10 protein-coding genes are annotated in these 12950 nt (G+C 53.0%); 8 read left to right on the top strand and 2 right to left on the bottom strand.

The annotated features are described in order from the left end of the window. The first annotated feature begins 32 nt into the window (after positions 1-32). Positions 33-848, top strand: a complete 816-nt coding sequence (locus tag NST44_RS06475) for an alkaline phosphatase family protein (RefSeq protein WP_007128984.1) — start codon at positions 33-35, stop codon at positions 846-848. 46 nt (positions 849-894) lie between these two features. Here the strand turns inward: NST44_RS06475 and NST44_RS06470 are convergent, their stop codons facing one another. Continuing rightward, on the bottom strand, positions 895-1425 hold the full coding sequence (locus NST44_RS06470; RefSeq protein WP_144868040.1) for a cysteine hydrolase family protein: 531 nt from the start codon (positions 1423-1425) through the stop codon (positions 895-897). Between the two features lie 395 nt (positions 1426-1820). Between NST44_RS06470 and NST44_RS06465 the strand changes: the two genes are divergently transcribed. The 5 genes from NST44_RS06465 (at position 1821) to NST44_RS06445 (ending at position 9365) form a co-directional block, all read left to right on the top strand. Then, positions 1821-2918, top strand: coding sequence for a GntR family transcriptional regulator (locus tag NST44_RS06465; RefSeq protein WP_144868038.1), 1098 nt, complete (start codon positions 1821-1823; stop codon positions 2916-2918). Positions 2919-2961: 43 nt separating this feature from the next. Next, positions 2962-5160, top strand: coding sequence for a GH92 family glycosyl hydrolase (locus tag NST44_RS06460; RefSeq protein ID WP_340898413.1), 2199 nt, complete (start codon positions 2962-2964; stop codon positions 5158-5160). A gap of 190 nt (positions 5161-5350) precedes the next feature. Further along, entirely contained in the window at positions 5351-7015 is a 1665-nt protein-coding gene (locus tag NST44_RS06455) for a spore germination protein (protein ID WP_340898411.1), read from the top strand. 32 nt (positions 7016-7047) lie between these two features. Beyond that, positions 7048-8157: a spore germination protein gene (locus tag NST44_RS06450; RefSeq protein WP_340898409.1), complete on the top strand. Its 1110-nt coding sequence runs from the start codon at positions 7048-7050 to the stop codon at positions 8155-8157. Further along, a complete protein-coding gene (locus NST44_RS06445) occupies positions 8154-9365 on the top strand; it encodes a Ger(x)C family spore germination protein (protein ID WP_340898407.1) in 1212 nt (403 codons plus the stop codon). The genes NST44_RS06450 and NST44_RS06445 overlap by 4 nt, the downstream gene beginning before the upstream one ends. Before the next feature lie 142 nt (positions 9366-9507). Here the strand turns inward: NST44_RS06445 and NST44_RS06440 are convergent, their stop codons facing one another. Beyond that, entirely contained in the window at positions 9508-10923 is a 1416-nt protein-coding gene (locus tag NST44_RS06440) for a hypothetical protein (RefSeq protein WP_213616113.1), read from the bottom strand. A gap of 166 nt (positions 10924-11089) precedes the next feature. Here NST44_RS06440 and NST44_RS06435 point away from each other — a divergent pair, with 166 nt between their 5' ends. Together NST44_RS06435 and NST44_RS06430 are read left to right on the top strand one after the other, a co-directional pair. After that, entirely contained in the window at positions 11090-11791 is a 702-nt protein-coding gene (locus NST44_RS06435) for a response regulator transcription factor (protein ID WP_340898404.1), read from the top strand. Further along, positions 11788-12795 (top strand): sensor histidine kinase, encoded by a 1008-nt coding sequence (locus tag NST44_RS06430; protein WP_213616109.1) that lies wholly within the window; start codon positions 11788-11790, stop codon positions 12793-12795. Before NST44_RS06435 ends, NST44_RS06430 begins: the two co-directional genes overlap by 4 nt. Positions 12796-12950 lie beyond the last annotated feature (155 nt).

Genomic DNA, 12950 nt, shown 5'->3' with positions numbered 1-12950 from the left:
CGATCATGTACATAACAAGGAGGCTGCCATCTATGGCACAACGAGTCGTCATTCTTGGAATCGACGGGGCGGGCGGATTCATCCGTCAAGCAGACGCCCCTCATCTGCTTGAGCTTCTGCAAAGCGGAGCGTATACCTATGAGGCACGGACCGTTTATCCCAGCATCAGTGCAGAGTGCTGGGGTTCGCTCTTATACGGCGTGAGCCCGGAGCGTCACGGGCTTAACAACGACAAAGCGATTCATCGCAAGACCCCTTCCGACTTCCCTTACGCCTCGCTCTTCAAGCTGGCCCGCCGGAAGTGGCCGGATGCACCGTTAGCCGCGTTCAGCTGCTGGGAGCCGATCAACAGAGGGATCATTGAAAACGATCTGGGCGTCCACATGGAATCCATGCCGGACCCTGAGCTCGCGGAAGCCATCACCGCTTATATACATCAGCATCCCGATTTCAAGCTGATGTTCATCCAGCTTGACCATCCGGACGCCGCCGGCCATCAACACGGCTTCGGCACTTCCGGTCAGCTCGCGCAGATTGCCGTCACGGATCAATACGTGCATAGGATTATGGACGGCTTGCGCAAGGAAGGACTGCTGGAGGATACCTGGGTCATCACCGTGAGCGACCACGGCGGAGGCGGCGCCCATTCGCATGATCACGGCAGCGACCATCCGATGGATATGACCATCACCTGGGGAATTACGGGACCTGCCGTAAACGCCGGCCCTATCCAAACGCCGGTTGGCATTATGGATACGGCTGCCGTTACGGCGCATGTGCTGGGATTGCCCGTACAAGAATGCTGGGAAGGAACCATTCCCGGAGGACTGTTTTCATCAAATTTATGAATCGGCCAAACCTTTTTTAAATAGCCAACAGACCAAAAGCCGGCGATTACACGCCGGCTTCTTCGTGGAAATCGATCTCTTCCGTCCGTCGAATTGCCGCAAACCATCGCAGGACGTCATTATGATGATCTATAATCTGCTGGGCGGTCAGGGCCGAATTATTCCAGGTGCTGTGGGCGTCTCTTGCCAGCGTGACCCGGTAGCCCAGGCTTACCGCCCTTCTGCATGTCGTATCCACGCACAGATCGGTCTGCATTCCGGCAAGCACGAGATGCTCGACGCCGTGACGCTTCAATTCATCCTCAAGCGTCGTTTGATAGAATGAATCCGGCTTCGTCTTGTGAACGATCGCATCCATCATTGCAGGTGCAATATCGGCATGAATCTTCCATGCCTCCGACCCCTTCTCCAAGCCCTCATCGCTGTGTTGTATGTAGACCACGGGAACATTGTCCTTCCTGGCCTTAGCTATAAGCTGCTTGATGTTTGTCAGCAGCCGTTCTCCTTCATATACCGGATCCCCTTCCTCAAACATCGCATTCTGAACGTCAATGACCAATAACGCCGTTTTCCCCATCCCGCCAGCCTCCCTGTTCATATTCCAATCTTTCTCCACTATAGAACGTATATTCCCGTTTCACAATACATAAAAGTATATTTCGGAAAATTTCCGGACATTTGAGCAGCAGAGCTGGCTAACCGGAAATGATAAGGGATCATTGAAAAACGGATTGAATAATCCGCACCCCCTCAATTTGATATAACAACTGATACAAACTAAAATACCACAAATAAAGCAATACCACGCCCGCTCACCGTCCATCGAGGAAAAATGAAGCACTAAAACATTAGATTTCCCTCTTCCACCGACTTTTCAGGTTCGACATACCAACTTAAATGATGTAATATTAACCTATCGATTTTTCTGACGAATCCCGCATATATGATATATCAAATTATAAGGGGATATTCATGGAACAATTTCCGCTATACCAGCAAATCGCGAATGCGTTACGGGCAAAGATTAAATCCGGGGAGCTTCAGAGCGGGGATCAACTGCCAACCGAAGCTGAAATCTCGAAGACTTATAACGTAAGCCGCATCACATCCAAGCGGGCGCTGACCGAGCTTGAGAATGAGAAACTGATCTATCGGATCCAAGGGAAGGGCAGCTTCGTCAGTACATCACCGCCTCCCCGCCAAGCTTTCGGCGGAAGCGGCAAGGACGTTCTGCTGATCCTGCCGTTTGCCCATAATCCCGGGCTCGGCGATTACGAGAAAGGGATTAATGAATATCTGGCTGCGACGGATTATACGCTGAACATCCAATCGAATACGATTGTCGGGCAGCGCAAATTGCTGCAAAGCGCCCTTCAATCCTCCCACTCGGGCCTGATCTTCTACCCGGTTAACAGCGTATCGGATCTCGGGATTTTGTATCAGTATCATCTTTCCGACTATCCGTTCGTCACGATGGATAAATGCATCCAAGGGATTCCGTTCCTCTCCGTGGTCGCCGATAACTTCGACGGCGGCTACCAGGCTGCCCGTCATCTGATCGAGAACAATCACAAACGAATTGCCTTTCTCTCGTCCCAGAAGATCGAGGACTCATCGTCGCTCCGGGAGCGCTATTTCGGCTATTTGAAGGCGCTGTTCGAGGCAGGCCTGACCGATCCCGGCATGCATGATCTTACCGAACAGGGGCTGGCCCATGACAATCCTGCATCGCAGGAATATTTCCTCCGGCTCCTCGAATCCGTGATGGAGCAAGGCATCACCGGCATCGTAGCCGAGAATGACCTCATGGCCATCGAGATCATTCAAGCTGCCAAAGAACGGGGGCTGTCCGTCCCGGACCATTTCTCCATCGTGGGCTTTGACGATATTCAGCTTGCCGGTCTCATCGAGCCGAAGCTGACCACCATCTCGCAGGATTTCGAGCGGATGGGGTACCTTGCGGCCAAAAGCCTGATCGGGCTCATCGAGCAGCAGCCCCGGGTTCAAGCCAAGGAGAATGTTGTGGTTCCGGTACGGCTCATTAAGCGCCAGACCGTCAAGAAGCTGTAACCTGCCATCTATTTTCAATTGATTAAAAAAGGAGATGTTACATATGCTGCAATACATCGATACACGACAAGGCTCCAACAGCAGATATCCTTATTCCAACGGAAACACGCTTCCTTATACAGGCGTGCCTTTCGGCATGAACCATTTCGTTGTGCAGACCCACAATGAAGGCAGCTGGTTCTTTAACCCGCATGACCGCATCTTCCAAGGCATTCGGCTGACGCATCAGCCAAGTCCTTGGATGGGCGATTTCACCCACTTTCTGATGACACCGATCGCCGATGACAAGATCAAAGGCTCCGTCTTCACTTGTCAGAGCTCGTACCGCCCGGAAGAGGCCGTATTTAAGCCGCACTATGTGCGGGTTAAGCAGCAGCGCTACAACATTACAACCGAACTGGTTCCGACCTGTTACGGAGCGGCGATGCGCATAAGGTACAATTCCAAGCAACAGGCCGGATTGGTGCTGAACGTGAGCAATAAGAGCGAGTTCCGTCTGGATGCCGCGGGGCGCAGGCTCACCGGATACGTCAGCAATTTTGCCGACTGCCACGACAAGGATTTCAGGATGTATGTGGCCATGAGCTTCAGCAAAGATGTGGACCTCTCCGCGTCCGGTTATTATGACGAAGAAGGCGCGTTCACTCCCGAGGTCTCACTGGGCGGCACCGATCAGCATACCGTCATTCGGTTCAAGGATTGCGAGCGGGAGGTCTTGGACGTGAAGCTGGCAACCTCTTTTATCAGCATTGAGCAAGCCGAGCTTAACCTTCAGCGCGAGGTTACGGGCACCTTGGATGAGCTGAAAGACCGCGCTGCCGAGGCATGGAATCATTACCTTGGCAAGATCAAGGTCACGCATTCTAACGAAGAATATGTGCGCACCTTCTATACCTGTCTGTACCGCATGTTCCTGTTCCCGCAGAAATTCTATGAACTGGATGCCGATCTGCAGCCGGTCCATTACGATACGACGGCCAAAACGGTCAAGAAAGGGATTTTGTACACCAATAACGGATTTTGGGATACGTATAAAACGGTATATCCGCTCTACTCCATCATCGCTCCGAAGGAGTATGAGGAGATGCTGGAGGGCTTCCTGAATTCCTATCGGGAGGCCGGGTTTCTGCCGAAGTGGCTCTCTCCGGACGAACGCGGTCTGATGCCGGGGACGCTGATCGATGCCGTTATCGCAGATGCGGCCGCCAAAGGAATCGGCATGCACCTGATGCCTGAGCTGCTGCAGGCCATGCTGAAGGCGGCCACGACGCAGAGCGGGCAGAATTGCTACGGGCGCCAAGGGACGCTCGATTACCTCCAATATGGGTATGTGCCAAGCAGCTACCACGAAAGCGTGAACCATACTTTGGACTACGCCTACAGCGATTACTGCATCAGCCGTGTTGCCGACGTGCTCGGCGAGGAGAGCATTGCCAAGCAATACCGGCAAAGCGCATTGAATTACCGGAACATCTTCGACTCCGACACCGGCTTTATGCGGGCGAAGGATAAGAACGGACAGTTCCGCCAGGAATTCGACGACACAGCTTGGGGGCGGGATTATGCCGAAGGCAGTGCTTGGCAGAACAGCTTCGCCGTATTCCAGGATTTCGAGGGTCTGATTCGGGCGTACGGTTCAAAAGAACGCTTTTTCGACAAAATCACCGAATTATGCAACAAAGCGCCGGATTTCGACGTGCTCGGGTACGGCTTTGAAATCCATGAGATGAGTGAGATGGCAGCAATCGATTACGGACAGCTGGCGATCTCCAATCAGCCGAGCTTCCATATCCCGTATCTGTTTAATTATGTAGGGCAGCCAGCCTCGTCCCAGGTCGTTCTGAAGCAGCTGATGAGCAATCTGTTCAACAGCGGCTATGACGGCTTCCCGGGGGATGAAGACAACGGCAGCATGTCGGGCTGGTACGTATTCAGCTCGATGGGCTTCTATCCGGTTTGTCCTGGAAGCAATGAATATGTGCTCGGTATTCCGCTCTTCGACAGCGTCACCATTGAGCTGCCAGACGGCAAGCAAATGCGCATTCATACCGATAACAACAATCCGCAATCCAATTTCGTATCGAAGGTGGAGCTCGGGGGCGAGGAATACACCAAGCTGTTTATTACGCATGAGGATATCTTGGCAGGAAAAACCCTGGATTTCCGGCTTGGTTTGGCACCCAGCTACCGTTCCTATACTCCGGAGGAGCTTCCATTCTCCTTATCCAAGCAAGAACGCTAAAGGTTCACTTGTAACTGATGCAAGGGACATCCTCAAGGCCGGATTCATGGCCTGCGGGATGTCCCTTTTCTTTGTTTGGGTTCACTTCTCTGAAAATGAAAAAAACGGAATGTTCCGTGCCGCGTCGGGTAACAATACACTTGATCTTCATTTATGACCGATAATCAGAGGAATTACGGGGGTGATATTGTTGTGGTCGACCGTTTTGTATTACTTTCCAAAGTGGACCGTTTTTGCTCAAGCCTTTCTGCTCTTGATAATCCCTCTCCTGCTCATACCCATGTTCAAGATGATCCGAAAATCCTTAAACTCCAGCTTTTCGTTGAAGCCGGACAAGTATTCCCCTCCTAGAACAAAAAGTCCGCTGGAGGGTATTCGGATTACAGGACAGTTCGATAAAGACGTAAAGGTCGTCATGAACGCTATCGGAAATCAAGCGGATGTTCGTTTCCGCGAGATTATGATTAAGGGAACGAAGTCCAGGGCCGTGATTCTCTATGTGGAGGGGTTGACGGATATCGACCTGGTTGATTCCCATATTCTCAAACCGTTGATGCTTCAGGGGGTACGGGAAGAACAGCAAAGTTCCTTTTTTCAATCAAAAAATATAATGAAACGTTATTTAACTGAGCAACTGATGACCGTATGTGAACTTCAGCCTGAGCCTAGTTTGAAGAAGTTCGTGGAATCGGTACTTTTCGGCAAAACCGGACTGATCGTCGAAGGAATGCAGGAAGCTCTTATTATCGGAGCCGCAAAAGGAAAAAGTCGGAGCATTGAGGACCCGATTTCGGAGGCTCTTCTGCGCGGTCCCCGCGTCGGCTTTACCGAGCGCCTCGGAGACAACACCGGCCTGCTCCGGCTCCACGGACAAAACGAGAGTCTCGTCCTGACGAAGTTCGAAGTGGGGAACCGCGTAAAGAAGGATCTGGTTTTGGCCTATATGAGAGACATCGCCGATTCCAAGCTGGTTGAAGAGGTCTCTTCCCGGATACAAAGGATTGAAATCGATGATCCGATGGAGTCCGGATACATTGAGCAGCTGATCGAGGACAACGTGCTGAGTCCGTTTCAACAGGTACAGAACACCGAAAGACCCGACAGGGTGATTGCCGGATTGCTGGAAGGGAGAGTTGCCATTCTGCTGGACGGTACTCCGTTTGCTCTCATCCTCCCGGTTACCTTCAGCATGCTGCTCCAATCGCCGGAGGATTACTATGACCGATGGCTGCCGGGCACTTTTATACGTGTGTTGCGGTTTCTGGCTGCTATGCTCGCCCTGCTCGCCCCGGCGCTCTATATTTCATTCATCTCGTATCACCCCGGCTTGATTCCGACCAAGCTGGCGCTTTCCATTACCGAGACAAGACAAGGCGTACCGTTTCCCTCCATCATTGAAGCGCTCATCATGGAGGTCTCGATTGAAATCTTGCGGGAAGCGGGGATCCGGCTCCCGAAGCCGATCGGACCTGCGATGGGCATCGTCGGCGGTCTGATCATCGGCGATGCGGCCGTCAACGCGGGCATCGTCAGCCCGTTCCTGGTGATCGTCGTTGCCGTTACCGCCATCTCGTCCTTCACCATTCCGGTATACAGCGCCGGGATTACCCTTCGCATACTTCGTTTCACCGGCATGTTCAGTGCCGCGGTGCTGGGACTGTTCGGCGTCGTCTTGTTCTTCCTGTTAGTCTGCAGCCATCTGGTGAGGCTTAAGAGCTTTGGCGTTCCTTACGTGAGTCCTATGACTCCTTATAACATCAGCGAATGGAAGGACTTTATTATTAGAGCTCCGCTCAAAATGATGAAGAAACGGCCTTCTATGTTAAAAGCAAATGACAGCGACCGAAGAAACTGAAGATATCCATGCAGTGAAAAGAGGTTAGAACGATGAACAGCTCCAACACGGGTCCGAAAGAGAATATCTCCACTTCGCAAGCGGCCGTAATGGTGATCAACTATATGCTTGGGGCTGGTATTCTTACCCTTCCCAGAACAACCGCAGAGGCGGTTCGAACGCCGGACACATGGATTTCAATCATCGTGTCCGGGCTTATCATTTTGGTCGCAGGCTGGATCTTAGTATCGCTGTGCAAAAGATTCCAAGGAAAAACATGGTTCCAGTTCGTACCGGAAATTACGGGGAAATGGATTGCATTCATCTTAAGCCTGCTGGTCATCGGATTTTTCGTTGTCATATCGGCTTTTGAAATTAGGATTTTGGCCGAGGTGACCGGGTTATTTCTACTGGAGGATACGCCCATATGGGCAATCGTCCTGCCCTTCATGTGGATCGGCCTGTATTTGACGCTCGGAGGCATCAACTGCATCGCCCGCCTCTATGAAATCATATTGCCGATTACTCTTGTATTTTTGGTTCTCTCCCTCCTGCTGAGCAGCACGATTTTCGAGTTGGATAACCTGAGGCCGGTGCTTGGATCCGGCATTATGCCTGTATTACGGGGTATCAAGCCTACGCTTCTGTCCTTTACGGGCTATGAGATTATGCTTGTTGCCACAGCTTTTATGAAATTCCCCAAGAAGGCAACTAGTGCTGTGATAATCGGCATATCGGTACCTGTTTTGATGTATACCTTTACCGTCATTATGGTTGTCGGAGGGATGTCGATTGACGGCGTGGTGACGAGAGCATGGCCCACTTTGGACCTGATGCGCAGCTTTGAAGTGCAAGGCTTGATCTTTGAAAGGTTCGAATCCTTGCTGCTTGTGATCTGGATTATGCAGATTTTCTCTACCTACACCGTTACGCTTTATGCGGCATCCCTAGGATGGTCGCAAGTATTTAACAAAAAGTTCCGTCCCTTTGTGTTTGCATTGCTTCCTGTCATCTTCCTCATCGCAATGATTCCTAAAGACGTGACGGAAGCCTTCAAGCTCGGCGATACGGTCGGCTATGCCTCCGTCTCTTTGTTCGGAGTTATCCCGCTGATGCTGCTGTTGGTCAGCTTAGTCCGGAAGAAAGGAGCGAAATCGAAATGAACAGACGGGTCCGCCAATGGCTCAGGGTCGCTGCAGCCATGCTGCTCGTTCTTAATACCGGATGCTGGAGCAGTCAGGAAATCGAAGACCTGAGCATTGTTGTGGGTCTCGGCCTGGATGTAGCCAGCGAATCCCGATTCGAGCGCGAAATCGCTAGGCAAGGGGGAACATATCCGAAGAGAAATGTGCTGACCGCGACGGTGCAGATTGTTCCACCAATCTCAGGTCGCGGCCAGAGGCAGGGCCAAGGCGGCTCAGGCGGTTCACAAGCGTCCAGCATGGCCTATTTAAACGAAAAGCTGACAGGGGATTCCCTGATCCAAATTTTTCGCCAGTTCTCGGTTCGCAGAGACCGCCCGCTGATCGGAGACCATCTCAAGGTAATCGTCGTTGCGTCCGAATTGGCAAAAAAGTACAGCCTGGAGCAAATCTTGGATTTCATCCTGCGCGATAACGCCATACGTCCCAGCTGCCTTGTCGTCGTAAGCCACCAGGCTGCAATCGAGGCACTGAGCTCGACCGAGCCCGGGGAAGTTCCCGCCTTCTATTTGACGGGACTCGTCGATAACCGGAGCCGATCCAACAAAATCCTCCCTCCGGTGACCTTGATCAAGCTGGACAGCACCATGCAGTCGGGCACCAGCTTTCTGCTGCAAAATGTGGTTACATCTCAAGGGGAACACAAATTTTCGGGAGCTGCCATTATTAAAGGCAGCTCCAAGAAGTGGGTCGGGGAATTAACCCAGTTCGACGTGGAGGGCTTGTCCTGGATCAGAGGGGAAGCCCGGGGGGGAGTGCTTAAGGCATACGCCCCAGGCGGGTATACGGTAACCTATGAGATGAAGGATTCCAGCAGCAAGATCATTCCCCGGGTTAAGGATGGCGAGATTTCCTTTCATATTAAGATGAAGTCGGAGGGTCGATTAATTGAGGACTGGAGTTTTCCGGAGATTCCCTCCACCGAGGCCTATCTTAAAGAGATGGAAAAGGTGTTCGAGAAGCAAGCCTCCAAGCAAATCGACCAGGTGCTCCATAAAATGCAGCATGTATACCATGCGGACGTTGGAGGATTCGATGAACAGCTTCGGATTAAGCACCCCAAGCTGTGGAAGAAGATAAAGGATCAGTGGGATGATACCTTTAGCCGCATCCCGATCACCTATGAGTTCAAGATCAAGATAACGGATGCCGGATCATCCACGGATTGAAAAGAGCGGAGCGCGGAGCTGACAGGCCCGCGCTCGTTTACGTTTCCACATAGCCAATACGCAGCGTATGCCTAGCGCTATGGCCCTGCCAATGATTGCTGCAGCAATTGTGCTGCTAGATAGCAGATGCTCAGCAATACCCTTATATGAGGAACATCGCAACCGCTGTTGTGACCGCAAGACCGATCAGCACAGGCTTCAGATTGCGTCTTGCCAGCTCGAACGGACTGACGCCGCATATAGCTGCTGCCGGAATCAGCGCCCAAGGAATCAGCGTGCCGCCTCCAACCCAGATGGCAGCCACCTGGCCGAGCGCAGTCAGCGTCTCGGCGCCGGAGCCGATCGCAGCGGCGAACAGCTGCGCAACCGAGCCGGCCAGCGAGATCCCGGAGAAGCCGGAGCCGTCCAAACCGGTGATGATGCCGGTAATGGTCAAGGTAACCGCGCCCGCCGCACCATTGAGCGGCACCACATGGGCCAGGGCAACCCCCAGATCGTTCACGATGCCGTGCGAGGCGGATGGCAGAACGGATCCGAACAGCTCCGCAAACGCTGCATCGCCCAGGTAGAAGAAAGCCGCGATCGGAATCACGGGCCCGAACACCTTGAAGCCGAACGTAAGACCCTCGATTAAATACGAGGTCATTTTCTCAAGTCCCCGGTTACGGTGAGCGATCAAGGTAATGGCACCAAGAATGAGGACGGCCGTGCCGCCAACGAGGGCGGTTGCATCCCCTCCCTGCAGCTTCAGGAGGAACATCGCCGCAACATCTGCAGCGAACAGCAGCAGGATCGAAATCGCCAGCCATTTCTTCATCCCCGGCGATATAACCGCCGTCGCATGCTCCTCATCCGGATGGGTCGTGAGCGCATCTCCCGTGCTTTTAATCGTGACGAGTCCGTCCCGCCAAGTGCCGTTTCTTAAATCCCTTCGCATCATCCAAAATGCGGTCACTGTTGTAACGACTCCCATCACGATAACAAGCGGCACGCTGGCGGCCATAACACTGGCTACGGGCAGCCCTGCCGCATCGGCCGTCAGCTTCGGCGCTCCCTGGATAATGTAGTCACCCGAGAGCGCGATACCATGACCGAACAGATTCATGGCTACCGCAGCCCCGAGGGCAGGGAGTCCCACCCGAATCGCCACCGGCAGCAGAACGGCGCCGATTAACGCCACGGCAGGCGAAGGCCAGAAGAAGAACGAGGTGATCATCATAATGATGCCGATCCCCCAATAGGCCATCGCGGGTGTGCGGAGAAAACGCGTTAACGGCGCTACCATCGTCTCGTTAATCCCGGTCTTGATCAGCACCCTGCTCATTGCCACAATAATGGATATAATCATGATCGTGCCCATCAGCTCTTTCGTTGCATAAATGAACGATTGGAACACGCCCGAGACCGAGCCGCTGAGTGTCTCCGTCGCCAGCAGGCCGAGCGCAAAGATGCCGGTCACGCAAATCAGCGTCGTGTCGCGGCGCCGGATCAGCAGCGTCAAGATCAGCACGATAAACGCCAGGTACACCCAGTGAATCGCGGTCAGTTGAATTCCCATATGCCGTCACGCCCTTTCCAGGCAGTTGGTTTATTTGTGACTACATCTTATGCATGGGCCTGGGCAAGGGTTCAATGACCCGTACGACCGGACGATTACGAAATCTGCTCGATGCGTATGGTATATTGAATGCGAGGGGTGTTTTGCGAGAAAAGGAGTTGAATCGATGTACACCATTCTGATCGTGGAAGACGATGAACGCATCGCGGATAAATTAAGTTCGGCCATTTCCAAATATGATTTCAACGTACGCATCATTGATGATTTCAGCCGCGTCATGAACATCTTTGCGGATACGAAGCCGGATCTGGTGCTGCTGGATGTTAATCTGCCGAAATACGACGGTTTCTATTGGTGCCGGCAAATTCGCACCCAATCCCACTGTCCGATTATATTCATTTCGGCACGCGACAGCGGCATGGACCAGATCATGGCGCTGGAAAACGGGGCTGATGATTACATTACGAAGCCGTTTGACATGGAGCTCGTTCTGGCCAAAATCCGCAGCCATCTGCGCCGTGCGGTTGGCGCTTATGCCACCGACCAAGAGGAGGAGCATACTGTTGAAAGCGCCGGTCTCATCCTGTATCCGGAGCGATTCGTCGTCGCCTATGGGGACCGGTCAGCCGAGCTTACCCAGAAGGAGGCGGCCCTGCTGATGATGCTGATGGAAAAGGACGGCCGCGTGGTCAGCCGCGAGCGGCTGCTGGATCTGATGTGGGAGGATCAGCACTTTATCGATGACAATACGTTAAATGTCTATATCACTAGGGTTCGCCGCAAGCTTCGCGAGCTGGGCGCCGGAGATCTCATTGAGACCGTTCGGGGAGCAGGCTACCGGTTCGTGACGGGCAGGGAGCCCTTATGAGACTGTTCCTGCGGGAGCATCTCCCGCTCATCTTGTTTTTTACCGTGCAAATGCTGCTTGTCCCCCTCCTGTATTGGCTTACCGGGGAGGGCAGGCCCTTTGCCATCGTGCTGTACGGGATCCTGCTGGGCAGCGTCGTGCTGCTCGCCTATCTTGCGTACCGTTATCTTTCCCACCGCACGATGTATCAGGAGCTTTCTTCCGAGGATCTTGCGGAGGAGTTCTCCAACCCTCCCTTGGGTGAAGCCCCCCTGCCGGAGGCGATGCATGAGCGGATCAGCCATTATGAACGTTTATATCGCGAGCAGCTGTACCGGCATCAAAGCCAGACCGACCAGCATCTCGCCTTCATGAACCGCTGGGTGCATCAAATGAAGACCCCGCTGTCCGTGATTCAGCTCACTCTCGATGAAGTCGGAGAAGCACCCGCCGAGCATATTCGGGAAGAGCTCGAACGGATACGCAAAGGCTTGGAAATGGTGCTGTACACCGCCCGCTTAGACCGGTTCGAGCAGGACTTCGCCGTAGAAGCCATCGGACTCCGTGCCGTGGTAAGCGAATCGGTCGTCGAGAACCGCAGGCTGTTCATTCGCAAAGGCATTACGCCGGTGTTCCAAATCGATGATCAGATCTCCGTCTATACGGATGCCAAATGGTTCAGGTTCATGCTGGGGCAGATTCTGACGAATGCCGTGAACTATTCGGGCAGCCCCGGCAAGAAGATTCATTTGACAGCCGAAGCGTCAGGAGCATTCGTTAAGCTGCACATACGCGATGAGGGGATCGGCATCGCGCCGGAGGATATCAACCGGGTGTTCCACCCCTACTTCACGGGTGAGCGCGGCCGGCAATACCATGAATCCACCGGCATGGGCCTTTATCTTGTGCGTGAAATCACCCATAAGCTTGATCATTCCGTACAGCTGGAGTCCACGCTCGGTGAAGGAACCTCCGTTACCTTGACGCTGCGCCGAGCTGATAACCAAGGCACACCTCGAGACTAGGTGTGTCTTCTTTGTATAGGCATAGGATATCGTGAGATCCATCGTCTAAAGAATACGAACAAAAAATACGAACATAACCTTATGGCAGATGTAAGCTCCGTTTCACCTAAATCCATAGCAGGGCCAGGGCAATATGCGATAGAGTTAGGTTACAC

The sequence above is a fragment of the Paenibacillus sp. FSL W8-0919 genome, from assembly GCF_038003785.1.
Lineage (GTDB): Bacteria > Bacillota > Bacilli > Paenibacillales > Paenibacillaceae > Paenibacillus_AQ > Paenibacillus_AQ lactis.
This window is presented reverse-complemented; position numbering and strand designations above follow the sequence as displayed.